The sequence below is a fragment of the Jiangella anatolica genome, from assembly GCF_003236295.1.
GTDB lineage: Bacteria > Actinomycetota > Actinomycetes > Jiangellales > Jiangellaceae > Jiangella > Jiangella anatolica.
In genome coordinates this window covers 13,796-36,126 of record NZ_POTW01000069.1, presented here as the reverse complement: position 1 = coordinate 36,126, position 22,331 = coordinate 13,796, and the positions used below count along the sequence as shown (strand labels likewise).

Annotated in this window: 23 protein-coding genes; 11 read left to right on the top strand and 12 right to left on the bottom strand. The window is 73.3% G+C overall.

The window, feature by feature from the left end:
- Window positions 1-74: 74 nt before the first annotated feature.
- Window positions 75-542 (bottom strand): LPXTG cell wall anchor domain-containing protein, encoded by a 468-nt coding sequence (locus C1I92_RS23205; RefSeq protein WP_111257028.1) that lies wholly within the window; start codon window positions 540-542, stop codon window positions 75-77.
- 119 nt (window positions 543-661) lie between these two features.
- On the opposite strand from C1I92_RS23205, the gene C1I92_RS23200 reads away from it, so the two are divergent.
- Together C1I92_RS23200 and C1I92_RS23195 are read left to right on the top strand one after the other, a co-directional pair.
- Complete coding sequence (locus C1I92_RS23200; RefSeq protein WP_158564246.1) at window positions 662-940, top strand: PqqD family protein; 279 nt, start codon at window positions 662-664, stop codon at window positions 938-940.
- Entirely contained in the window at window positions 937-1,587 is a 651-nt protein-coding gene (locus tag C1I92_RS23195; RefSeq protein WP_111257026.1) for a hypothetical protein, read from the top strand. Before C1I92_RS23200 ends, C1I92_RS23195 begins: the two co-directional genes overlap by 4 nt.
- Here C1I92_RS23195 and C1I92_RS23190 read toward each other — a convergent pair.
- The 4 genes from C1I92_RS23190 to C1I92_RS23175 form a co-directional block, all read right to left on the bottom strand.
- Window positions 1,584-2,537, bottom strand: coding sequence for a glycosyltransferase 61 family protein (locus C1I92_RS23190; RefSeq protein ID WP_111257025.1), 954 nt, complete (start codon window positions 2,535-2,537; stop codon window positions 1,584-1,586). The two genes, C1I92_RS23195 and C1I92_RS23190, sit on opposite strands and share 4 nt — an antisense overlap.
- 27 nt (window positions 2,538-2,564) lie before the next feature.
- A complete protein-coding gene (locus tag C1I92_RS23185; RefSeq protein WP_158564245.1) occupies window positions 2,565-3,089 on the bottom strand; it encodes an arsenate reductase/protein-tyrosine-phosphatase family protein in 525 nt (174 codons plus the stop codon).
- A 106-nt stretch (window positions 3,090-3,195) separates the two neighbouring features.
- Window positions 3,196-4,026, bottom strand: coding sequence for an ABC transporter permease (locus tag C1I92_RS23180; RefSeq protein ID WP_111257023.1), 831 nt, complete (start codon window positions 4,024-4,026; stop codon window positions 3,196-3,198).
- Window positions 4,023-5,015 (bottom strand): ATP-binding cassette domain-containing protein, encoded by a 993-nt coding sequence (locus tag C1I92_RS23175; RefSeq protein ID WP_111257022.1) that lies wholly within the window; start codon window positions 5,013-5,015, stop codon window positions 4,023-4,025. Before C1I92_RS23175 ends, C1I92_RS23180 begins: the two co-directional genes overlap by 4 nt.
- Before the next feature lie 86 nt (window positions 5,016-5,101).
- Between C1I92_RS23175 and C1I92_RS23170 the strand changes: the two genes are divergently transcribed.
- Window positions 5,102-5,866, top strand: a complete 765-nt coding sequence (locus C1I92_RS23170) for a TetR/AcrR family transcriptional regulator (protein WP_111257021.1) — start codon at window positions 5,102-5,104, stop codon at window positions 5,864-5,866.
- Here the strand turns inward: C1I92_RS23170 and C1I92_RS23165 are convergent.
- The 5 genes from C1I92_RS23165 to C1I92_RS23145 form a co-directional block, all read right to left on the bottom strand.
- Window positions 5,856-6,056 carry a hypothetical protein gene (locus tag C1I92_RS23165; protein WP_111257020.1) on the bottom strand — a complete coding sequence of 67 codons (201 nt, stop codon included), beginning with the start codon at window positions 6,054-6,056 and terminating at the stop codon, window positions 5,856-5,858. The two genes, C1I92_RS23170 and C1I92_RS23165, sit on opposite strands and share 11 nt — an antisense overlap.
- A gap of 69 nt (window positions 6,057-6,125) precedes the next feature.
- A complete protein-coding gene (gene fdhA / locus C1I92_RS23160) occupies window positions 6,126-7,352 on the bottom strand; it encodes a formaldehyde dehydrogenase, glutathione-independent (RefSeq protein WP_111257019.1) in 1,227 nt (408 codons plus the stop codon).
- 226 nt (window positions 7,353-7,578) lie between these two features.
- Window positions 7,579-8,337, bottom strand: coding sequence for a hypothetical protein (locus C1I92_RS23155; protein ID WP_111257018.1), 759 nt, complete (start codon window positions 8,335-8,337; stop codon window positions 7,579-7,581).
- 84 nt (window positions 8,338-8,421) lie between these two features.
- Window positions 8,422-9,714 carry an adenylyl-sulfate kinase gene (cysC, locus tag C1I92_RS23150; protein WP_199521513.1) on the bottom strand — a complete coding sequence of 431 codons (1,293 nt, stop codon included), beginning with the start codon at window positions 9,712-9,714 and terminating at the stop codon, window positions 8,422-8,424.
- Between the two features lie 44 nt (window positions 9,715-9,758).
- Complete coding sequence (locus tag C1I92_RS23145; protein ID WP_111257016.1) at window positions 9,759-10,415, bottom strand: NAD(P)H-binding protein; 657 nt, start codon at window positions 10,413-10,415, stop codon at window positions 9,759-9,761.
- A gap of 74 nt (window positions 10,416-10,489) precedes the next feature.
- Between C1I92_RS23145 and tdh the strand changes: the two genes are divergently transcribed.
- The 3 genes from tdh to C1I92_RS33470 all read left to right on the top strand — a co-directional run bounded on the left by tdh (window position 10,490) and on the right by C1I92_RS33470 (window position 13,371).
- On the top strand, window positions 10,490-11,521 hold the full coding sequence (gene tdh, locus C1I92_RS23140) for an L-threonine 3-dehydrogenase (RefSeq protein ID WP_111257015.1): 1,032 nt from the start codon (window positions 10,490-10,492) through the stop codon (window positions 11,519-11,521).
- 10 nt (window positions 11,522-11,531) lie between these two features.
- Window positions 11,532-12,713 carry a glycine C-acetyltransferase gene (locus C1I92_RS23135; protein ID WP_111257014.1) on the top strand — a complete coding sequence of 394 codons (1,182 nt, stop codon included), beginning with the start codon at window positions 11,532-11,534 and terminating at the stop codon, window positions 12,711-12,713.
- Between the two features lie 88 nt (window positions 12,714-12,801).
- Window positions 12,802-13,371 carry a hypothetical protein gene (locus C1I92_RS33470; protein WP_146605252.1) on the top strand — a complete coding sequence of 190 codons (570 nt, stop codon included), beginning with the start codon at window positions 12,802-12,804 and terminating at the stop codon, window positions 13,369-13,371.
- 152 nt (window positions 13,372-13,523) lie between these two features.
- Here C1I92_RS33470 and C1I92_RS23130 read toward each other — a convergent pair whose 3' ends face one another.
- Complete coding sequence (locus C1I92_RS23130) at window positions 13,524-15,701, bottom strand: MMPL family transporter (protein WP_111257013.1); 2,178 nt, start codon at window positions 15,699-15,701, stop codon at window positions 13,524-13,526.
- Between the two features lie 153 nt (window positions 15,702-15,854).
- On the opposite strand from C1I92_RS23130, the gene C1I92_RS23125 reads away from it, so the two are divergent.
- Window positions 15,855-16,295, top strand: coding sequence for an iron chaperone (locus C1I92_RS23125; RefSeq protein WP_111257012.1), 441 nt, complete (start codon window positions 15,855-15,857; stop codon window positions 16,293-16,295).
- On the opposite strand, the gene C1I92_RS23120 is transcribed toward C1I92_RS23125, so the two are convergent.
- Entirely contained in the window at window positions 16,292-17,404 is a 1,113-nt protein-coding gene (locus C1I92_RS23120) for a M20/M25/M40 family metallo-hydrolase (protein WP_111257011.1), read from the bottom strand. The two genes, C1I92_RS23125 and C1I92_RS23120, sit on opposite strands and share 4 nt — an antisense overlap.
- Window positions 17,405-17,461: 57 nt before the next feature.
- On the opposite strand from C1I92_RS23120, the gene C1I92_RS23115 reads away from it, so the two are divergent.
- The 4 genes from C1I92_RS23115 to C1I92_RS23100 all read left to right on the top strand — a co-directional run bounded on the left by C1I92_RS23115 (window position 17,462) and on the right by C1I92_RS23100 (window position 22,303).
- Complete coding sequence (locus tag C1I92_RS23115; RefSeq protein ID WP_111257010.1) at window positions 17,462-18,196, top strand: GNAT family N-acetyltransferase; 735 nt, start codon at window positions 17,462-17,464, stop codon at window positions 18,194-18,196.
- Window positions 18,193-18,825: an SIS domain-containing protein gene (locus C1I92_RS23110; protein WP_111257009.1), complete on the top strand. Its 633-nt coding sequence runs from the start codon at window positions 18,193-18,195 to the stop codon at window positions 18,823-18,825. The genes C1I92_RS23115 and C1I92_RS23110 overlap by 4 nt, the downstream gene beginning before the upstream one ends.
- A 2-nt stretch (window positions 18,826-18,827) precedes the next feature.
- Window positions 18,828-19,943 carry an o-succinylbenzoate synthase gene (gene menC, locus C1I92_RS23105; RefSeq protein WP_111257008.1) on the top strand — a complete coding sequence of 372 codons (1,116 nt, stop codon included), beginning with the start codon at window positions 18,828-18,830 and terminating at the stop codon, window positions 19,941-19,943.
- A 131-nt stretch (window positions 19,944-20,074) separates the two neighbouring features.
- A complete protein-coding gene (locus tag C1I92_RS23100; RefSeq protein ID WP_199521512.1) occupies window positions 20,075-22,303 on the top strand; it encodes an MMPL family transporter in 2,229 nt (742 codons plus the stop codon).
- Window positions 22,304-22,331: the final 28 nt, after the last annotated feature.

Here is a 22,331-nt window from a genome sequence, read left to right as displayed (position 1 = left end):
GAACACCCCCATGACATGCCCCCCCAGGCCTTGTCTCCCCGGCCTCGTTCGCCGGCCTTGTTACAGGCGCCGAGCTAGGCCGGCGCCTCCCGGCCGGTGTCGTCGGCGGAGCGGCGGCCGTCCTTCGACGCGACGTAGATCGCCGCGGCGCCACCGGCGGCCAGCAGCCCACCCAGCGTGGCCGTGCGAGCGACGTCGCCGGGCCCGGTGTTCGGCAGCTCCGGGCCGCCCGCGGCGGGCGGCTGGTCCTCGTCGGCCGGCGGCTTCGGCGCCGGCGCCTCCGGCGTCGGCTCGGGCGTGTGATCGTCCGGCGGCGTGGTCGGCGGGTTCGCCGGCGGCTGCTCAGGCGGCGAGGTCGGCGGCTTCTCCGGCGGCTTGGGCGGCTGCGACGGCTCCGGCGGCTGTCCGCTGGGCACGGCCGCGTTGGCCTGCGACAACGTGATCGCCGTAATGGTCGGCACGGCCCACACGACGCCGCCGATCTTGGCCCCTCGGGCCAGCATCTGACGTCGGCTCAGACCCGTGGTCTGGTTCTGCTGCATCAGCAACGCCCCTCAACTCGCACGCCCCCCGTGCGACTGGCCAGATGATACCGGCCGAATGACCGATCTGTCTTGTCGACTGTTCGGACAGGCCCCGTGAGATCGCTACGATGGCGCCCGTGAGCCGATCAGCGCCGGCGCCCGCGGCCGCCGTACGCGAGATGGACATCGACGGCGAGGTCACGCTCTTCCACGAGCCCACCCACACCGCGCTCGTCCTCAACGAGACCGCCGGCGACGTCTGGCGCCTGGTCGACGGCGAACGCACCGTCGACGAGATCGTCCGGCTGCTGGCCAGCTCCTACGGCGCGTCCGACGACGATGTCCGGGCCGGCGTCGAGGCCGCCCTGGACGAGCTCGTCGCGCACCACGTGGTCGACCGGCCGCCGTCCGGATGACCGGCCGGCTCGTGCTGGACGTCGTCGGCGTCCGGGTCGAGGTGCCCTCCGGCGAGGACGTGCCGGCCGAGGACCTGTACGCCGCCGCGGCGGCCGTCGCGATCGAGCGCGCGCCCCGGCTGCTGCTGCACACCGGCGCCGTCGCGCGCGACGGCCGGGCCGTCCTGTTCCCGGGGGAGTCCGGCACCGGCAAGAGCACGATGGTGGCCGCGTGCCTGCGCCGCGGCTTCGGCTACCTGAGCGACGAGCTGGTCGCCGTCGAGCCGGACACCGGCCACGTGACCGGGTGGGCGCGGCCGCTGATGCTCACGTCGTGGGCGCTCGGCGCGGTCGGCCTGGACGTGGGTCCGCTCGGCGCGGAGGAGAAGGCGGCGGTGCCGCCCGAGCGTCTCGGCGCCGCCACCGTCGCCGCGACGGTGCCGGTCGCCCAGGTCGTCGAGCTGCGGCGCGGCGCGGCGCGGACCCGGCTGACGCCGCGGCCGGCCGGCGAGGTGCTCGCCCAGGTGCTGCGGGCCGGGTTCAACCACTACCGGCTCGGCGCCGACGCGTGGACCGCAGCGACGGCGCTGGCCCGCGGCGCCCGCGGCTGGCGGCTGGACGTCGCCGGTCTCGACGAGGCGGCGGACGTCGTGGCGGAGCTGGCCTAGTCGAGGAGTGCGGCGACGGCGGCCACGGTGGCGCCGACGTCGCGGACGGCGTCGTGGCCGAGGTGCGGGACGAACGCCGTCAGCCGGCCGCGGGCGGCGTCGATCACCCGCTGGTTGGCCAGGGGCCAGGTGCGGTTGCGGGTGTCGCCGATCTCCAGCACCCGGGTGTCACGCGGCGCGAACGCGGACAGGTGCAGCGCCGATCCGGCGAGACCGGCGAGGATCGGCGCCGCGGCGACCGCGGCCAGCTGCTCGGCGATCGGCAGCTCCTGGGGGTGCAGCACGAGGAAGCCCAGCCGCTCCAGCTCCCCGTCCAGCAGCTCGTCGCCCTCGCTGCGGCGCCGGTCCTTCGGCAGCCGGGAACGGGACAGGAACACCGGCGGACCGGGCGGCGCGGCGACGGCGACGCGGTCCCACACCGCGACCGACTCGGCGCTGGTGCGCCGGCCCGGGTGGTACGGCCGGTCCGGGACGACCAGCTCGTCGACCCGCGTCGTCCGCGCCGCGACCCGGATCGGTACGTCCCAGCCGCTGCGCCGGACCAGGTCGAGGTGGTAGTCGAGCAGCTCGGTGGGCCAGATGAAGCGGTGGAAGACCAGCCCGTCCACCTCCTGCCCGACCGGCCACAGGGTGGTCAGCGTCTCGGTGACGAAGTGGCCGAACCGGACCATCCAGTGCCCGCCGTAGAGCCAGCGGCCGCGCAGCCGGTCCGCCGCCGGCTCGTCGCAATACGGCGGGTCGGCCGGCGTGACGTGGTCGCCGCCGTAGCCGCCGGCCCGCAGCGACTCGGTGACCAGCGATCCGCCGGCGTAGACGGCGCCGCGCGAGTGCCGCCGCTGGCCGTCGTCGATGCGGACGCTGCTCCACGCGCTCAGCAACGCGTCGCGGTACGTCCGAAGGTCAGCCGGCGGCGGTGGCGCGTCCGGCGGTGTAGCGGCCCCCCACTGCATTGACGGAGAGTAAGTCGAGGGTCGGACTCAACTGACATTCGGGATCGTCCGGCGGACGAGGTCGTCCAGCTCGTCGATCACCTCGCGCCAGACCGACGCGCGCTGGCCGTATGGGTCGGCGATGTCGTCCTCGGGGCTGGCCCCGGCCACGTCGTCGCGGGTGCGGCCCTCGCCGACGTGCTCCAGCCAGTCCGCGAAGCGCTGGTGCCGGCCGCGGACCGCGGCCTTCTCCACCCGCCGCACGAAGTCCTTGAGCGTGAACGTCCTCGCCCACGCGTCCGGGTGCGCGTCGACGACGGCGCGGACGTGCTCGCGCTCCATGCCGAGCACCAACGCCGCCGACGCCACCGAGGCCGCGGTGACCGGCAGGCTGCGGTGCCCGCCCAGCTCCAGCCCGCGCTCGCGCATGAGCGTGATCCCGACCGGCGGCACCGAGCCGTGCGCGCCGACGAGCGCGCCGGACCGGCCGATCAGCGGCGACCCGGCCCGCGGCGCGTAGGTGTCCAGCATGGCGGCGGCGATCGGCGAACGGCAGCGGCCGGCCGTGCACACGAAGAGAACGTCGATGCCAACCCCCCAGCCGTGCCCCAGGCCCGCGACGAACGCAGTCTACGGCCGGGCCGGCCCGCTGCTGACGGCGAGCCGGCCCCGCCCACGGCTACCGGCTGAGCCGCTGGAACCGGCGGACCGCCAGCGGCACGAACACCAGCGTGATGGCCAGCGGCCAGACGATCGCGCCGAGCATCGCGTGCTGCTCGATCCAGCTGTCACCGAGCGCCGCCGGGTTGCCGAACAGCTCGCGTGCCGCCGTCACCGTCGACGACACCGGGTTCCATGCCGCGACCGCGCCCAGCCAGTCCGGCATCTGCGACGGCGCCACGAACACGCTGGAGATCATCGCGAACGGGAACGCGACGGCGAACAGGCTGCCGGCCGCCTCCTCGTTCGGCGTCATCAGCCCGATCCAGATGCCGATCCAGATCAGCGCGAACCGCAGCCACAGCAGCAGGCCGAACGCCGCCAGCGTCGCCCAGAACCCGCCGTCGGAGCGCCAGCCGATCACCAGCGCCGTGACCGCCAGCACCAGCAGGTCCACCGAGGCGCTGACGATGTCGGCGAGGCCGCGGCCGGTCACCGGGGCCGACGGGGCCATCGGCATCGAGCGGAACCGGTCGGTCACGCCCTTCGTCGTGTCGATGACGACGGCGTAGGCGGTGTTCATGAAGCCCATCGCCATCGTCATGCCGAACATGCCGGGCATCAGGTACTCGCGGTAGTCGCCGCCGCCCGGCACGCTCATCGCGCTGCCGAACACGTACCCGAACAGCAGCACCGAGACGATCGGGAAGCCGAGCTGCCAGGCGATGTTGGCGGGCTGGCGGATCAGGTGGGTGAGCGTGCGGCGGGCAACCGTCCAGCCGTCGGCCAGCGCCCAGTACATCCGCCGCTCCGGCGCGTCGACGCCGTCGTCGAGGATGGTCGTGCTCATGCGGGAACCTCCGTCCGCTCGGTCGCCACGGCCTGCTCCGGCTCGGCCTTGTGGCCGGTGAGCCGCAGGAACACCTCGTCCAACGTGGGCCGGCGCAGCCCGATGTCCTCGACGCCGATGCCCTCGTCCTGCAGCGCCCGGGCCACGTCGGTGAGCGCGGCGACCCGCCGCTCGACCGGCGCGGTGACCCGGCGGTGCTTCTCGTCGACCTCCGGGCGGCCGGCGGCGACCCGCGCGAGCGCCTGCAGCGCGACCGGCAGGTCGACCGCCTCCTCCAGGACGACCTCCAGCTGGTCGCCGCCGACCCGGCGCTTGAGCGCGGCCGGGGTGTCGTCGGCGATCACCCTGCCGTGGTCGATGACGGCGACCCGGCCGGCCAGTTGGTCGGCCTCGTCGAGGTACTGCGTGGTCAGCAGCACCGTGGTGCCGCCGGACACCAGAGAGCGGACCGCTGTCCACACCTCGTTGCGCCCGCGCGGGTCCAGGCCGGTCGTCGGCTCGTCCAGGAAGAGGACCTTCGGGGCGAGGATCATGCTGGCGGCGAGGTCGAGCCGGCGCCGCATGCCGCCGCTGTACTCCTTCGTGCCCTTGTCGGCGGCCTCGGCGAGGTCGAACTGGTGCAGCAGCTCGTCGGCCCGGGCGGCCGCGCGGGCCGTGCCGAGGTGGAACAGCCGGCCGAACATCAGCAGGTTCTGCCGGCCGGTGAGGATCTCGTCGACGGCGGTGAACTGGCCGGTGAAGCCGATCCGCCGGCGCACCTTGCGGGCCTCGCGGACGACGTCGTGGCCGGCCACCTCGGCCCGGCCGCCGTCGAGCCGGACGAGCGTGGCGAGGATGCGCACGGCGGTGGTCTTGCCGGCGCCGTTGGGGCCCAGCAGGCCATAGACCGTCCCCTGCGGAACGGCCAGGTCGAAGCCGTCGAGGGCGCGTTTCTCGCCGTAGCGCTTCTGCAGGCCCTCGGCGAGGATCGCGTGGCTGGAGGTGCTCAAGGGAGTCCCTTTCGCTGAACCGGGTACGATGTACGCACTTAAGCGTACACCATGCGCAGTTCATTCCCTGGATAGTGTTTGCCCTGATGACAACGGACTACAGCGGTAGCGGCGACGTCTCGAAGAGCCTGGAGCTCCTGTGGGGGATGCAGCAGCGTCCGACCCGCGGGCCCAAGCCCGGGCTCACGCTGGAGCGCATCGTCGACGCCGCCATCGAGGTGGCCGACGCCGACGGCCTGGCCGCGCTGTCGATGCGGCGGGTCGCGGCGCACCTCGGCGTCGGCACCATGTCGCTGTACCGCTACGTGCCGGGCAAGGGCGAGCTGCTCGACCTCATGCTCGACCGCGTCGCCGGCCCGGTCGACGACGATCCCGGCGAGGAATCGGCCGGCTGGCGCGCGACGTTGGAGGAGCTGGCCCGCGGGACCTGGCAGATGTGCATGAAGCACCCCTGGTACCCGCAGGTCGACCAGGTGCGGCCGCTGCTCGGCCCGAACAACATCGCCGGCATGGAGCGCATCGTGCGACGGCTCAAGCCCACCGGGCTGTCCGACCAGCAGCTGGTGCTGATGATCTCGGTGGTCGACGGCTTCGTCACCACCATCGCGCGCTCGCACGTCAACGCGCTGCAGGCCGAGCAGCGCACCGGCATCTCCGAGGAGGACTTCTGGGCCGCGCAGGAGCCGGTCCTGGTGAAGATGATGGAGACCGGCCGCTTCCCGACCCTGGCCGCGCTGGACGAGAACACGTTCACGTTCAGCTACGAGGACGTCTTCGAGTTCGGCCTGACGACGATCCTGGACGGACTGGCCGTGCTGGTCGAGGGCGGCGGCGCCCCGGCTACGGGTTGACCGGCGGCGCGTCGGGGCCGTGGGCGGCGTGGTGCTCCCAGCGCACCCGCTCGGAGCCGAAGCCGGCGGCGTGCACGCCGTCGTGGCCGTACGGCCGCCGGCATCGGTAGGTCAGCGAGTACAGGTCACGACAGGAGTCGGCATAGCTCGTGTACGCGAACTCCAGGTCGAGCCGTTCGTCGATGCTCATCGGATCACCGCCAGGGGTCGGGTGTGACGTGCGCGCCCCGTTGCGACGGCATCCAGTATCACACGAGCATCAGACGCTCGCCGATCCCAGCATTCCGTGTGGGTCGATGACGTACTTGCGGGCCGCGCCGCGATCGAACTCGGTGTAGCCCTCGGGAGCCCGGTCGAGCGGAATGACCGTGGCGTTGACGTTCCGCGCGATCGGCGTCCGGTCGTGCAGGATCGCCTCCATGAGATAGCGGTTGTACTTCATCACCGGGCACTGGCCGGTCGTGAACGACAGCGACTTCGCCCAGCCCAGGCCCAGCCTGATCGACAGCGAGCCGATCTTGGCCGCCTCGTCGCCGGCGCCCGGGTCGCCCGTCACGTACAGGCCCGGGATGCCGACGGCGCCACCGGCCCTGGTGACGTTCATGACGGTGTTGAGCACGGTCGCCGGCCGCTCCGTCTGCGCGTCGGCTCCGTGCCCGCGCGCCTCGAACCCGACCGCGTCGACGGCGCAGTCGACCTCCGGCTCACCGAGCACCTGAGCGATCTGCTCCGCCGGGTCGCCCTGCGCCACGTCGATGGTCTCGCAGCCGAACGAGCGGGCCTGCGCGAGCCGGTCCTGCTGCAGGTCGGCCACGATGACGACGGACGCGCCGAGCAGGAACGCCGACGTGGCCGCGGCCAGTCCGACCGGCCCGGCGCCGGCGATGTACACCGACGTGCCCGGCTGCACCCCGGCCGTCACGCAGCCGTGGAACCCCGTCGGGAAGATGTCGGCCAGCATCGCCAGGTCGAGGATCTTCGCCATCGCACGGTCGCGATCGGGGAACGTCAGCAGATTCCAGTCGGCATACGGCACCAGCGCGTACTCCGCCTGGCCGCCGACCCAGCCGCCCATGTCGACGTACCCGTAGGCCGACCCCGGCCGGTCCGGATTGACGTTCAGGCAGACGCCGGTCTTGCCCTCCTTGCAGTTGCGGCAGCGCCCGCAGGCGATGTTGAACGGCACCGAGACGAGGTCGCCGGCCTTGACGAACTCGACGTCCCGGCCGGTCTCGACCACCTCGCCGGTGATCTCGTGCCCCAGGGCCAGGCCCTCGGGTGCGGTGGTGCGGCCGCGGACCATGTGCTGGTCGCTGCCGCAGATGTTGGTGGCGACGACCTTCAGGATCGCCGCGTGGGGCAACTGGCGCCCCACGTTGGCCGGGTTGACGCCCGGCCCGTCCTTGAGCTCGAAGGTCGGATACTCGACGGACTCGACCTCGACGTGGCCCGGTCCGCGGTACACGACCGCTCTGTTTGCAGGCACGACCCTGCTCCCCTCTCCAGCGGTGGCGGATGCGACGGAGTTCGGCTGCCTCTCCGGCCACGGTGGCGGGGCCGTCCGAACTCGTCACCGCGCCTGGTTGGGAACTCAGGGCGGACGGCGCGGACAAGGGGAGCGGCTCGCGGGATTGCGGGCGGTCCACTCGCCCGGAAATTTCAACGTAGACCTGCCTCCGGGAACGGTCAACGACCCGGCTCTGCTGGTCCGGTCAGGCGGCGTCGGCCTGGACGGCGAGGGCGATCCGGCGCACCGCCCGGCTGGCCCGCTGCCGTGCCGCCGGCCAGCTGAGCCCCGCCCGCTCGGCCGCGGCGGCACCGCCCTCCAGCCCGGGCGACGGCGCGTAGATGTCCAGCAGCAGCCCGGCGTCGGCGGCGCTCACGGCGCCGGCGTCGACCGCCCAGGCGAGCAGCTCGGCGAGGTCCAGGTCGGCGGCGCCGTCGTCCCCGGGACCGGCGCCGAGCACGGCGGCCAGCGTGCCCGGCTCGGACGGCGCCTCGGTCCGGCCGTGCGCCAGCTCGCGGCTGACGATGCCGAGCGTGTCCATCGCGAGGTTCGCCGCGACCTTCACCGGCCGGCGCTCGGTCGGGTAGGTCGCGATGACCGTCCACAGCGCGGCGACGGCGGCGTGCTCCAGGCACTCGCGGCTGTCGCGGCCGGCCTGCCCGGCGGCGATCCGGATCGCCTTGCCGAGCATCAGCTGCAGCACCGTCCGACCGGCCAGCGGCTCGCCGTCGTGGGCCAGCCGCAGCAGCGCCAGCAGCACCGCGTCGGCCGCCAGCCGGCCGGCGGTCACCGCCGTCTGCACGTCGCCGAGGTCGCGGCAGTCCGCGAGCGCCGGCTCGGCGGCCGCCCAGCGCGCGACCGTCGCGGCCCGGCCGTCGGCGCACAGCCGGTCCCACTCGTCGTTGAGCCGGCCGGCCACGCCGGTCCCGGTCTGCCGCCGCGCTCCGGTGATGGTGACGCTCATGCGCCCCAGGCTGGGCGGCGGCTCTTGCCCGCAACCTTGCCCGCAAGCCGCTGACCAGCACGGGCAAGGTTGCCCGTTCTCCGGCTAGAGGCGTCCCTCCTGGTCCAGCAGGGTGATGACGGCGTCGCGGGCGGCGGTGATCGACAGGCCGGTCGTGTCCAGCACGAGGTCGGCGTCGGCGGGCTCCTCGTAGGGGCTGGAGATGCCGGTGAAGTCGGGGATCTCGCCGGCCCGGGCGCGCGCGTAGAGGCCCTTGCGGTCGCGCCGCTCGCACTCCGCCAGCGGGGTGGCGACGTGGACCAGCAGGAAGTCGCCATGCGCCTGGGCCATCGCCCGGACGCGGTCCCGGGTGGCGGCGAACGGCGCGATCGGGGCGCACACGGCGACGCCGCCGTGCCGGGCGATCTCGGCCGCGACGAACCCGATCCGCTCGATGTTGCGGTCGCGGTCCTCCCTGGAGAAGCCGAGCCCGGCGGACAGGTTGCGCCGGACGACGTCGCCGTCGAGGAGGGTGACGGTGCGGGTGCCGATCTCGGCGATCCGGTCGGTGACCGCGCGGGCGATCGTCGACTTGCCCGACCCGGACAGCCCGGTGAACAACAGCACCAGCCCGCGCTCGTGCGGCAGCGGCCGCCACCGGCGCCACGCGTGCCGGCTCGCCGGCGGCCAGTCGGCCGGCTCCGCGGCGGTGCCGTCGAGCCAGTCGCGCAGCGCCGCGGCGTCCGGCGGCGTCTCCGGCACGACGCGGGTCCCGCTGTACGCGGCGGCGATGCTCTCGGCCAGCTCGTCGTCGCGTGCGTCGCCGTACTGCGGGGCGGGGACGACGACCAGCTCGGCCTTGCGGCCGTCGCGGCGGAGCCGGTCGCGCAGCGTCAGCGTCGCGGAGATGACGTCGGCGGCGTCCGGGCCGGGTACGGCGCGCGGCCCGTCCAGCACGATCAGCAGCACCGGCTGCCCGGCCTTCGCCGTCGCGGCCTCCAGCGTGCGCAGGTCGACCGGGTCGCGGGTGACGACGGCGGCGGCGCCCGGCTTCGCCCGTCCCGGCGCGCGCCGCAGGGTCGCGTACGGCCCGCGAGGCTCGTCCTCGTCGGTGGTGGCGGCGGCGCGGCGGACCGTTCCGGTCACCGTCAGCCGGCGCTTGCGGGTGGCGGCGGTCTCGACGGTGAGGACGGCGACCGGCGCGCCCTCGGCGTCGGTGAAGGTCAGCTCGCTGTCCGGCGCCGGCTTCTTGCCGGGCAGCGGATCGAGCTCGACGGTGACGGCGGGCGGCGCCGCCGCGGCGCCGGGCACGGCGATGCCCAGCAAGGCGAGCTCGACGGTGCAGAGGGTGAGCGGATCGGGGGTCAGAACGGGACCGGAGGTCGGTTCGGCGGCCACGGCGCCCAGCTTAGGGCCGCCGGGCGGCCGCGCCGGAACCCGTCTCAGCCCGCCATTCGCCGCACGGCGTCGGCGACCGGGACGTCGCCGCCGATCAGCTCCAGCGTGAGCCGCGCGGTCTCCGGCTCGTCCAGCAGCGCCAGCAGCACCGCGGCGACGTCGTCGCGCGACACCGGGCCACGCAGCGGCGACGTCGAGAGCCGCACCCGTCCGGTGCCGGGGTCGTTCGTCAGCCGGCCGGGCCGTAGCACCGTCCAGTCCAGGTCGCGGCGGCGCAGGTCGGCCTCGCTGTCGCCCTTGGCCTTCAGGTACACCTGGAACACGTCGTCCGGGTCGGCCGGCGGCTGCGTCGTCGCGTTGATGGACGAGACCAGCAGGTAGCGCCGCACCCCGGCCAGCTCGGCGGCGTCGGCCAGCAGTGCCGCCGCGCCGCGGTCGACGCTGTCCTTGCGGGCCGCGCCGCTGCCCGGCCCGGCGCCGGCGGCGAACACGACCGCGTCGGCGCCCCCGAGCTCCTCGGCCAGCTCCGCCGCCGTCGCCTCCTCCAGGTCGAGCACGACCGCCGTCGCGCCCGCCGAGGCGAGGTCGCCGGCCTGGTCGGGGTTGCGGATCAGGCCGACCGCGCTGTCGCCACGCAGCGTGAGCAGCCGTTCCAGGCGAAGTGCGATCTGTCCGTGCCCGCCAGCGATGACCACCTGCATTCGGCGTAGGGTAGCCGACGCCGTCTCACGGGGTGGACAGGAGTCCCCCGACCTGGTGCGTTACGCTCGCGCGGGTGAGAGCACTGGTCAAGTCCGCACCCGGCGCGGGGCTGGAACTGACGGACGTCGCGATGCCGGTGGCCGGTGCCGGCGAGGCGCTGGTGCGGGTGCTGCGCACCGGCATCTGCGGCACCGACCTGCACATCGTCAACTGGGATCCGTGGGCGCAGGCCAACATCCGCCCGCCGCTGATCGTCGGGCACGAGTTCGTCGGCGAGGTGGTCGAGGTCGGGCCGGGCAGCCGCGGCGTCGAGGTCGGCGACCTGGTCTCCGGCGAGGGGCACATCGTGTGCGAGCGGTGCCGGCACTGCCGGGCCGGGCAGCGGCACCTGTGCCCGAACACGCAGGGCATCGGCGTGCACCGCGACGGCGCGTTCGCCGAGTACATCGTGATGCCGGCGGGCAACCTGTGGCGGCACCCGGACGGCATCGACCTGGACGCGGCGGCGATCTTCGACCCGTTCGGGAACGCCGTGCACACCGCGCTGAAGTTCCCGGTGCACGGCGAGGACGTGCTGGTGGCCGGCGCGGGTCCGATCGGCATCATGGCCGCGCTGGTCGCCCGCCACGCGGGGGCCCGCAACGTCGTCCTCACCGACGTCAACCCGTACCGGCTGGAGCTGGCCGAGCGCCTCGGCGCGGGCACGACCGTCGACGTCCGGTCCACGACGCTGGAGGAGGTGCGCCAGCAGCTCGGGATGGCCGAGGGGTTCGACGTGGGCATGGAGATGTCCGGTGACCCGATCGCGCTGCACGACATGATCGAGGGCATGGCCAACGGCGGGCGGATCGCGATGCTGGGGCTGCCGTCGAAGGAGAGCAGCGTGGACTGGTCGCGGATCGTGCTGCGGATGCTCACGATCAGCGGGATCTACGGCCGGGAGATGTACGAGACCTGGTACCAGGCCTCGGTCCTCGTCGCCGCCGGCGTCGACATCTCGCGCGTGGTCACCCACCGCTACGACGCCGCCGAGTACGAGCAGGCGTTCGAGACCGCCGGCAGCGGGCACAGTGGCAAGGTCATCATCGAATGGGCGCAGCGGTAGGAGGAGCGTCATGTACGGAGCGATGCGCGACGAGCTGCGCACGAACCTCGACGAGATCCGGTCCGCCGGCCTCTACAAGCCCGAGCACGTCATCGGCAGCCCGCAGAGCGCGCGGGTCACGCTGGCCGACGGGCGCACCGTCCTCAACATGTGCGCCAACAACTACCTCGGCCTGGCCGACGACCCCGGCCTGATCGAGGCGGCCAAGCGCGGCCTCGACGAGTGGGGCTTCGGCATGGCGTCGGTGCGGTTCATCTGCGGCACGCAGACCATCCACACCGAGCTGGAGCGCGGCATCTCGGAGTTCCTCGGCACCGAGGACACGATCCTGTACGGCTCCTGCTTCGACGCCAACGGCGGGCTGTTCGAGACGCTGCTCGGTCCCGACGACGCCGTCATCTCCGACGCGCTCAACCACGCCAGCATCATCGACGGCATCCGACTGTCGAAGGCGCGCCGGTTGCGCTACGCCAACGCCGACATGGCCGAGCTGGAGGCGCGGCTGAAGGAGTCGCAGAACGCGCGGTTCCGGCTGATCGCCACCGACGGCGTCTTCTCGATGGACGGGTACCTGGCGCCGCTGGACAAGATCTGCGACCTCGCCGAGCAGTACGACGCGCTGGTCATGGTCGACGACTCGCACGCGGTCGGGTTCATCGGCCCGAACGGCGGTGGCACGCCGGACCACTTCGGGGTGCGCGACCGCGTCGACATCGTCACCGGCACGCTCGGCAAGGCGCTGGGCGGGGCCAGCGGCGGCTACACGTCCGGCCGCGCGGAGATCGTCGAGTACCTGCGGCAGCGCTCGCGCCCGTACCTCTTCTCCAACTCCGTCGCGCCGTCGATCGTCGTGGCCGCGTCCGCGGTGCTCGAGCGGCTGGCGTCGGGTGGCGAGCTGCGCGCCCGGCTGCGCGAGAACACCGAGTTCTTCCGCGCGGAGATGACCTCGCTCGGCTTCGACGTGCTGCCGGGGGAGCACCCGATCGTGCCGGTCATGATCGGCGACGCCGCCCGCGCCGCCCGGCTGTCCGAGCTGCTCTTCGCCGAGGGTGTCTACGCGGTCAGCTTCAGCTACCCGGTCGTGCCGCACGGCGCGGCCCGCATCCGCACCCAGGTCTCGGCGGCACACACCCTCGACGACCTGCGCGACGCCGTTCAGGCGTTCGACCGCGCCCGCGCCGCGCTGGGCTGACGGCGATGAGCGTTGGTACTGCCTTTCGGCGCCGCGCCGCCGCAGTCGTCGCCGCAACTCCGCGGAATATCGGCTTCGCCAGAACCAGGTGACGGATCGCGACGTAGAGATCCGTATCGAGCAAGGCACCTATGTCGACGGCGGAACTGTGTGGAACACCTACATCCCGGGCCACTCGATCAGCTTCCTACCCGTGGACTATCTCTACGAGGGCGTCATCCCGCCCCGCGGGCGGCCGGTGTTCCGCAGCCCTGTGGGCGACGACGGCTACTGGTTCTGGGCCGAGCTCCCGCCGGGGCATCCAGGCGGCGACACCTCGCTGCGCTTCTACTACTTGACGGCCACGGGGCGACCTACGGGTTCGGCGGGGTCACGCTCGAGAACAGTTCGGGCTGCGGGCATCCATGGCGTCTACGCCATGCACGGCAGCTCCGGGAACTCGATCAGGTCGAACGACTTCCAGTGGATCAGCGGCAACCCGATGCGGGTCCGGAACGACTCGAACTCGAATGACATCCGCGACAACGAATTCACGCGCACCGGGCAGCCGAACGGCGGCTTCTACTCGGACTGGTCCTGCGACGCGGAGTGCGCCGCGGCAACGACCAGTCACGAGAGTGCCCGAGTCACGGGAATCTGTTCAGGTACAACACGCTGAAGACCTCGTACACGGGCGGCTGGCAGGACGCATTCGCACTGTGGCCGGGCGGACTGGATTACGTCGGCGGGCCGGGCTGCTCGAACGATGGTCAGGTTCGGCTGACGACGGCGGGCAACGTCAGGCCGTGAGCCCGCGCCACCCTCGGCTGATCAGGGGCCGCTGACGCCGACCTGCTGGCGGTCTCGCTCCGCCAGCGTGTCGGTGAGCCGGGCGCCCTCGATGTCGACGTCCGGTAGCAGCCGGTCCAGCCACCGCGGCAGCCACCACGCCCGGCCGCCGACCAGCGCCAGCACCGCCGGCACCATCGTCATGCGCACCACGAACGCGTCGACGGCGATCGCGACGGCGAGCGCGAAGCCCATCTGCCGGATGTCGGCGGCCTCGTTGAGCACGAACCCGCCGAACACGCTGATCATGATGATCGCCGCCGCGGTGACCACCCGGGCGCCGTGCGCGAACCCCGTCGTGACGGCGTCCAGCGGCGCCTCGCCGTGCACGTACGCCTCGCGCATCCGCGTCACCAGGAACACCTCGTAGTCCATGGCCAGCCCGAACACGATGCCGACGACGATGATCGGCAGCATGCTGTTGATCATGCCGACCTCGTCGACGCCCAGGCCGGTCAGCCAGCCCCACTGGAACGCCGCGACCATGGCGCCGAACGTCGCCGCCATCGTCAGCAGGAAGCCCAGCGTCGCCTTCAGCGGCACGACCAGCGACCGGAACGCCAGCATCAGCAGCACGAACGACAGGCCGACGACGACCAGCAGGTACGGCAGCAGCGCCTGCGACATGCGCTCGGAGAAGTCGATGTAGAGCGCGGTCAGCCCGGTCACCAGGACGGCCGACCCGGCCGGCGCGTTCGGGCCGGCCAGCTCGGCGCGGATCGTCTCGACCAGCCGCTCGGTGGCCGCGTCCGACGGCCCGCTCTCCGGCACGACGGTGATGACGGCGGTCTCGTTGGCCGCATCCACCTCCGGCGGCGCGACCATCGCGATGCCGTCGAGGTCCTGCAGTCCGGCCGCGACCTCGCCGGCCGCCGCCTCGGTGCCGTCGCCGTCGACGAGCACCAGCAGCGGCCCGTTGAAGCCCGGCCCGAACCCCTCGGCGGTGAGGTCGTAGGCCTGCCGCTGCGTCGTGTCCGCTGGATAGGTGCCCTCGTCGGGCAGGCCGAAGCGGGCGTCCAGCACCGGCAGCGCGAGCACCGCGAGCCCCGCGACGCTCGCCGTCAGCGCGACGACCGGGCGCCGGGTGACCAGGCCGGCCCAGCGGCGGCTCATGGTGGGAGCGTCGTCCGGGCGGGTCTCGGCGGCCCGGGCCCGCCGGGACAGCATCCGCCGGCCGGCGAAGCCGAACAGCGCCGGCAGCAGCGTCAGCGCGATGACGACGGCGATCGCGACCGTGAGCGCGGCGGCCAGGCCCATCTCCGTCAGCATCGGGATGCCGACGACGGACAGCCCGGCCAGCGCGATGACGACCGTGAGCCCGGCGAACACGACCGCGGTGCCGGCGGTGCCGATGGCCCGCCCCGCCGCGTCGTCGCCGGGCCGGCCCGCGGCCAGCTCGTGCCGGTACCGCGAGGCGATGAACAGCGCGTAGTCGATGCCGACGGCCAGCCCGAGCATGGTCGCGAGGATCGGTGTGATCGTGCTGAGGTCGACGAACGACGTGGCCGCGGTGACCAGCGCGACGCCGACGCCCACGCCCACGACGCCGGTGAGCAGCGGCATGCCGGCCGCGAGCAGCGAGCCGAACGTCAGGACCAGCACCAGCGCGGCGACGGCGATGCCGAGCAGCTCGCTGCCGAGCTCCGGCTCCGGCTCCGCCGCGGTGCCGGCCAGCTCGACCCGCAGCCCCGACTCGCCGGCCGTCTCGACCGCGTCGTCGAGCGTCTCGCGCGTCTGCGCCTCCAGCGAGAGGAAGTCGACGCCGTAGGTGACCTCGGCCAGCGCGATCCGGCCGTCCTCGGACACCAGGCCGGCGGCGAACGGGTCGACGATCTCGGCGACCTGCGGGCCGGCCTCGATCTCGCCGACGGCCGCCTCGATCGCCGCCCGGTGCTCAGGATCGGTGACGCTCTCGCCGTCGGGCGCGGCGAACACCAGCCGCGCCGCCGCACCGTCCGGCGACGAGCCGGGGAACCGCTCCTCCAGCAGGTCGAACGCCTCCTGTGACTCGGTGCCGGGGATCGCGAACGAGTCCGACGTCGGGCTGGACAGCGTCGCCGCGGCCACGCCGGCCAGCACGATCACCGTCAGCCACACGGCACCCACCAGGCGGCGGCTGCGGTAGGAGAACCGGCCGATCCGGTACAGCAGGGTTGCCACGACAGCCTCCGAAAGAATCGAATGTATCTCTCTTGTGAGAGTAACTGTCAGATTGCTGGCGGCACAAGACCGATCAGGATTCGAGAAGCGGCGAAGGGGCTCGGATCCCTACCGTGAGGAGTGTCAGCACCGCGGACACGGGAGGAACGGCTCATGAGCACGCAGCCCGACGCGACGTACGGGGGATTCGACGAGGCCGAGCGCGCCGCGATGAAGGAGCGCGCCAAGGAGCTCAAGAAGGGCAAGAAGGCCAAGGCCGACCCCGAGGCCGACCTGTTGGAGAAGATCGCCGAGATGCCCGAGTCCGACCGGGTGCTGGCCGAGCGGCTGCACGCCCTCATCAGCGCCGAGGTGCCCGAGCTCGCGCCGCGGACCTGGTACGGCCAGCCCGCCTACGCCAGGAACGGCAAGGTCGTCTGCTTCTTCCAGGCCGCGGCCAAGTTCGGCACCGACTATGCGACGTTCGGCTTCAACGAGGCGCCGCTGCTGGACAACGGCACCATGTGGCCGACCGCCTTCGGCATCACCCGGCTCACCGCCGAGGACGAGGAGCTGCTGATCTCGCTGGTCAAGAAGGCCGCGGGCGTCTCTTAGAGCTCCGCGAGCACGGCCGCGACCAGCTCGGCCCGCTCGGCCAGCGACGCGACGACGACCTGTTCGTGGACGGCGTGCGCTCCGGCGCCGCGCGGGCCGAAGCCGTCCAGCGTCGGGACGCCGAGCGAGCCGGTGGTATTGGTGTCGGCGCCGCCGGCGGCCGGTGCGCCGTCGATCCGCTGGCCGACGCCGCGCGCCGCCTGGCGGACGGTGTCGAGCAGGGCGGCGGTCGCCTCGTCCGGCGCCCACGTCGGCCGCCGCGACATCACCTCGGCGGTCACCGTCGCGCCGGCGCGGATCGGCCGCAGCGACGTCAGCCCGTCCAGCACGATCCGCTCGGACTCGGCGTCGGTGAAGCGCAGCCCGAGGTCGGCGTGCGCGGCCGCCGGTACGACGTTCGTCCGGCCGCCGCCGGTCAGCGTGCCGACGTTGCACAGCACGTCGCCGGGGGCGTGCCGGACGATCGAGCGGACCAGCAGCAGCTGGTCGACCAGCTCGTCGACCGCGGAGACGCCGGCGTCGGCGTCGAGCGCGGCGTGCGCCTCGACCCCCTCGACGGCCAGCCGCAGCCGGGTGCTGCCGCGCCGGCCGGACTTCAGCGCGCCGTCCGGGTGCGGCGACTCGAACCCGAGCGCGGCGACGGCGTCCCGGGCGGCGTCGGCGACCAGCGCGGACGCCGTCGGCGAACCGACCTCCTCGTCCGCCACGACGACGACGCGCACCGGGCGGCGATCGGCGGCGCGGGCCAGCTCCAGCGCGGCCTCCATGACGACCAGGCCGCCGCGCATGTCGTAGACGCCCGGCCCGTGCGCGACGCCGTCCTCGACCCGCCACGGCATCGGCCCGTCCAGCTGGCCGACCGGCCACACGGTGTCGTGGTGGCCGAGGAACAGCACCGGCGCCGCGCCGGCCTTCGCGCCGCGGCCCGGGTGCTCCATGACCAGGTGGTCGCCGCCCGCCGCCGCGACCCGGCGGACCGCCGCCCCGAGCTCGCGGTGCCGCGCCAGCAGGACCTCGCCGAGCGCGTCCAGCCGGGCGGCGTCGCCGGTCGGCGTCTCGTGCCGAACGTAGCGCTCCAGCCGGTCCAGTAGCGCGTCGGAACCGTTCATCTCGCCACTATACGTGCCGTATCCTTGTCGCGTAGCCGTGAGTAGGGTGGACAGCTGATGAGTTACGAACCGTATGTCGAGCGGCTCACAGCTGCTGCCGATCTCGCCGGCGCCGCGCGGCTCTACCGCGAGGTCTTCGGCTACGAGGACCCGTCACACTCGGTGAACCCGCGCCTGCTCGCCTCGCTGGCGGCCAACGGCGGCTCGGTCGTCGGCGTCCGCGGCGACGACGGCGAGCTGATCGCGTTCGCGTACGGCTTCGTCGGCCTGGACGGCGGCGAGATCTACCACTACTCGCAGGCCGCGGTCGTCGCCGCCGGGCATCAGGGGCAGGGGCTCGGGCGGGCGCTGAAACGGGGACAGCGCGAGGTCGCGCTGGCCGGCGGGCAGACCCGGATGCGCTGGTCGTTCGACCCGGCCGTGGTCCGCAACGCGCACTTCAACCTCGACGTGCTGGGCGCGGCCGGGCGCTGGTTCCGGCCGGACTTCTTCGGGCTGCCCGGCACCGACCGGATGATCGTCGACTGGGACCTCGACGACGAGCGCCGGGCCCGCGACGCGCCGGCGCCGGCGGCGCTGCCGGACGACCTCGCCGACCCGGCCGGCTGGCTGCGGCCCCGTCCGGCCGGTCCGGACACCTGGCTGCCGCTGCCGGTGTCGGCCGACGACCGCCGGCGGCGCGAGCTCGGCGCCGCCATCGGCGTCCTGCTGGAGGGCGGGGCCGTGGCGACGTCGTGCGTCCTGGTGTCGGCGGAGACCGCCGCCTACCGCTTCGTCCGGGCCGCGCCGTGACCGAGCTGACCAGCCCGTCGCAGCGGTTCGGCGCCCGGCTGCAGCGCCCGTCGTCGGCGGCCGCGCTGCAGGCGCGGGTGATCGAGCGGGAGACGCGGACGCTGGCCGAGGCGTTCGAGCGGGTCGCGGCCGACGGGTCGGTGGCGGCCGCGGCGGCGACGGTGGTCGCGGCCCGGCGCCGGTTCGTCGCCGGCACCGGCAAGTCGTTCGCCTACGCCTCGCTGCTGGCCGTCGACCTGTCCGCCGGGCTGTCCAACGTCACGCTGGTCGACGGCACCCTGGTCCGCCACGTCGACGTGCTGGCCGACGTCCGCGACACCGACGTGCTGGTGGCGATCTCGCTGCGCCGGTACCGTCGCGAGACCGTCGCGCTGGCCGGGCGGTTCGCGGCCGCGGGCGGCGCCGTCGTCGCCGTCACCGACACCGCGTCGTCGCCGCTGGCCGAGGTCGCCGGGCAGACGATCGTGGTGCCGACGGCGAGCGCCTCGTTCGCCGACTCGCCGACCGCCGTCGCCGCCGTCGTCCACCTGCTCGCCACCCTCACAACGGCGAGCGCGAAGGGCGCCCGCCGCCGGCTGGCCGAGCGCGACCGGCTCGCCCACGACCTCGACCTCTACTGGGAGGACTGACCGTGCGCGTCACCCATGCGTCGCTGCACCAGGTCCGGCTGCCGCTGGTGCACCGGTTCCGCACCAGCTCGCACGCCAAGGACCACCTGGACCACATCCTCGTCCGGCTGACCGACGAGTCCGGCGCCGTCGGCTGGGGTGAGATCGCCTCGGCGTCGGACCCGTTCTACTCGCCGGAGACGGTGGACACCTGCTGGCTGGTGGCGTCGCGGTACCTGCTGCCGGCGGTGGTCGGCGCACGCTGGGACGACCCGGCGGAGGTCGCCGGGCTGTGGGCGAAGGTCCGCGGCCACCAGTTCGCGAAGGCCGGCGTCGACATCGCGGCGTGGACGCTGTGGTCGCTGTCCGGCGGCGTGTCGCTGGCGACGGCGCTCGGCGGCACCCGGCCGTCGGTCGTCGCCGGCGTCTCGCTGGGGATCGAGCCGACGGTGGACGCGCTGCTGGCCGAGGTCGCCAAGCACGTCGACGCCGGGTACCCGCGGGTGAAGCTGAAGATCGCCCCCGGCTGGGACGTCGAGCCGGTACGGGCGGTGCGTTCGTCCTTCCCGGAGTTGATGCTGCACGTCGACGCGAACGGCGCCTACGGCGAGACGCCCGACGAGCTGGTGGCGCTGCGGGGGCTGGACGAGTTCGGGCTGACGATGATCGAGCAGCCGTTCGGCCCGCGGAACCTGCTCGCGCACGCCGCGTTGCAGCGCGACCTCTCGACGCCGGTGTGCCTGGACGAGTCGATCGAGACGCTGGACGACCTGCGCACGGCGGTCGTGCTCGGCGCGCTGAAGGTGCTCAACATCAAGGTCTCGCGGCTGGGCGGGCTCGGCCCGGCGGTGGCGGCGCACGACCTCGCCGCCGAGCACGACATCCCCGTCTGGTGCGGCGGCATGCACGAGTTCGGCGTCGGCCGGGCCGCCAACATCGCACTGTCCAGCCTGCCCGGCTTCACCCTCCCCTCCGACGTGTCGGCGTCGGACAAGTACTACCAACGCGACGTCGTCTACCCGCCCATCACCGCTTCCGCCGGCATCGTCGACGTCCCGACGGCGCCTGGCCTGGGTCATACCGTCGACGAGGCGTTCGTGCAGGCCAGTGAAGTGCAGACGGTCGAGCTCAAGGCCTGACCCCAGGGTCACCCCACCCCGGAACCGGGGGCTTCCCCCAGGGTGAATCGGGGGCTTTCCGGGTTACCACGCGATCCCGTCCCGGCGAGAGTGAAACCCGACTTCACCGACTTCTGCCGACGGGACGCACCATGACCACCACACTTCCCCTGGACCGACCGCCCCTACCGACTCCGCCGCTCCCACCGCCGCCCCGCCGCGGCCTGGTGGTGCGCGTCGCCCGCTGGAGCGCGACGCACAAGTGGCTGGCACTGATCCTCTGGCTGGCGTTCGTCGCCGCCGCGATCGTCGGCGGCGGTGCCGTCGGCACGAAGGAGGTCGAGGACGGCGACAGCGGCGTCGGCGCCTCCGCCGGCGCCGACAAGGCGCTCATCCAAGCCGACTTCGACGATCCCTACACCGAGTCCGTGCTGGTCCGGGGCGCCGACGGTGGCACGGTCGACGTCGACTCCGACGCGGTGACGACGCTGACGGCGAACCTGGCCGCCGCGCCGGGCGTCACCGGGGTGGCCGACCCGCAGGTGTCCGAGGACGGCGCCGCCGTGCTCTACGAGGTGACGCTCGACGTCCCGGAGGGCACCGACGCCGAGGAGGAGGACGCCGCCGCGGCGGCGGCCGCCGAGATCGGCCAGGTCGTAGACGGCGCCGACAGCAGCCTGAACGTGGGCCAGGTCGGCGACGCGTCGCTGGACGAGGCGCTGAGTCAGGTCTATGAGGACGACCTGCAGCGCGCCGAGTACCTGTCGCTGCCGGTCAGCCTGCTCATCATGCTGGTCGTGTTCGGCGCGCTGATCGCCGCCGCGGTGCCGGTGCTGCTGGCGTTGTCGTCGGTGATCGCGGCCATGGGGCTGTCGGCGTTCGCGTCGTACATCGTGCCGTCCACCGACATCCTCGCCTCGGTCGTGCTGCTGGTCGGCATGGCCGTCGGCGTCGACTACTCGCTGTTCTACGTCCGCCGCGAGCGCGAGGAGCGGGAGAAGGGCCGCGGCACGATGGACGCCGTCGCGGTCGCCGCCGCCACGTCCGGCCGGGCCGTCGTGGTCTCCGGACTCGCCGTCATCATCGCGATGGCCGGCATGTTCTTCGCCGGTGAGGCGACCTTCCAGTCGCTGGCCGTCGGCACCATCCTGGTCGTCGCGGTGGCCGTCGTCGGGTCCGTGACGGCGCTGCCGGCGCTGCTGTCGATCTTCGGCCGCTGGATCGACCGGCCGCGCATCCCGCTGCTGTGGCGGCTGCGCAAGCGTGACGGCGGCGAGCCGCGCGTGTGGCGGGCCATCCTCGGCCCGGTGCTGCGGCACCCGAAGACGGCGCTGGTCGCGGGACTGCTGGCGCTGCTGGCGCTGGCCGCGCCGGCGCTCGGCATGAAGCTCTCGCAGCCCGGCATCTCCGACCTGTCCAAGGACGTGCCCGAGGTGCAGACCTACGACGCCATCACGACGGCGTTCCCGTCCGAGGGCGCCGCGCACGACGTCGCCGTCTGGACGACCGACGGCTCGCCGCTGGACACCGCGGCGGTCGATGCCGGCATCGCACAGCTGAACGACGCGGTCGCGACCGACCCGGAGTTCGCGGCCGAGGACGGCCTGGTCGCCGAGTACTCGACCGATGGCTCGGTCGCCGAGATCACCGTCCCCGTTCCGTACGAGCACGACGACGACCGCGCCGAGGACTCGCTGCAGGCCCTGCGCGACGACCTCGTCCCGGCGGCGTTCGGCGGCATCGACGGCGTCGAGAGCGGCGTCACCGGCATGACCGCGGGCAACGTCGACTTCCGCGACCTGCTGGCCGACCGGATGCCGATCGTCATCGGGTTCGTCCTGCTCATGACCATCGTCGTGCTGGTGATGGCGTTCCGGTCGCTGGCGGTGGCGCTGACCGCCGCGGGCCTGAACCTGCTCTCCGTCGCCGCCTCCTACGGGCTGCTGACGCTGGTCTTCCAGAACAGCTGGGCCGAGGGGCTGCTCGGCTTCGAGTCCACCGGCGCGATCATCACCTGGCTGCCGCTGTTCCTCTTCGTGATCCTGTTCGGCCTGTCGATGGACTACCACGTGTTCGTCGTCAGCCGGATCCGCGAGGGCGCGAAGGCGGGCATGTCGACGCCCGAGGCGGTGCGCAGCGGCATCATCCGCTCGGCCGGCGTCGTCACCAGCGCCGCCGTGGTCATGGTCGCTGTGTTCTCGATCTTCGCGACGCTCGGCGCGATCGACTTCAAGCAGATGGGCGTGGGCCTGGCCGCGGCGATCCTCATCGACGCGACCATCGTCCGGGCCGTGCTGCTGCCGTCGATCATGGCGCTGCTGGGTGAGCGGAACTGGTGGCTGCCCAAGCCGCTGCACAAGCTGCCCCAGCTGGAGCACTGACCCCAGTTCCGTTGATCATCAATGATCC

What these genes read in the sequence shown, in the direction of transcription:
- C1I92_RS23205 (WP_111257028.1), bottom strand. Translation starts at nt 542, where the DNA reads ATGCAGCAGAACCAGACCACGGGTCTGAGCCGACGTCAGATGCTGGCC.
- C1I92_RS23195 (WP_111257026.1), top strand. Translation starts at nt 937, where the DNA reads ATGACCGGCCGGCTCGTGCTGGACGTCGTCGGCGTCCGGGTCGAGGTG.
- C1I92_RS23190 (WP_111257025.1), bottom strand. Translation starts at nt 2,537, where the DNA reads ATGCAGTGGGGGGCCGCTACACCGCCGGACGCGCCACCGCCGCCGGCT.
- C1I92_RS23180 (WP_111257023.1), bottom strand. Translation starts at nt 4,026, where the DNA reads ATGAGCACGACCATCCTCGACGACGGCGTCGACGCGCCGGAGCGGCGG.
- C1I92_RS23170 (WP_111257021.1), top strand. Translation starts at nt 5,102, where the DNA reads ATGACAACGGACTACAGCGGTAGCGGCGACGTCTCGAAGAGCCTGGAG.
- C1I92_RS23165 (WP_111257020.1), bottom strand. Translation starts at nt 6,056, where the DNA reads ATGAGCATCGACGAACGGCTCGACCTGGAGTTCGCGTACACGAGCTAT.
- C1I92_RS23155 (WP_111257018.1), bottom strand. Translation starts at nt 8,337, where the DNA reads ATGAGCGTCACCATCACCGGAGCGCGGCGGCAGACCGGGACCGGCGTG.
- C1I92_RS23145 (WP_111257016.1), bottom strand. Translation starts at nt 10,415, where the DNA reads ATGCAGGTGGTCATCGCTGGCGGGCACGGACAGATCGCACTTCGCCTG.
- C1I92_RS23135 (WP_111257014.1), top strand. Translation starts at nt 11,532, where the DNA reads ATGTACGGAGCGATGCGCGACGAGCTGCGCACGAACCTCGACGAGATC.
- C1I92_RS23125 (WP_111257012.1), top strand. Translation starts at nt 15,855, where the DNA reads ATGAGCACGCAGCCCGACGCGACGTACGGGGGATTCGACGAGGCCGAG.
- C1I92_RS23120 (WP_111257011.1), bottom strand. Translation starts at nt 17,404, where the DNA reads ATGAACGGTTCCGACGCGCTACTGGACCGGCTGGAGCGCTACGTTCGG.
- C1I92_RS23115 (WP_111257010.1), top strand. Translation starts at nt 17,462, where the DNA reads ATGAGTTACGAACCGTATGTCGAGCGGCTCACAGCTGCTGCCGATCTC.
- C1I92_RS23100 (WP_199521512.1), top strand. Translation starts at nt 20,075, where the DNA reads ATGACCACCACACTTCCCCTGGACCGACCGCCCCTACCGACTCCGCCG.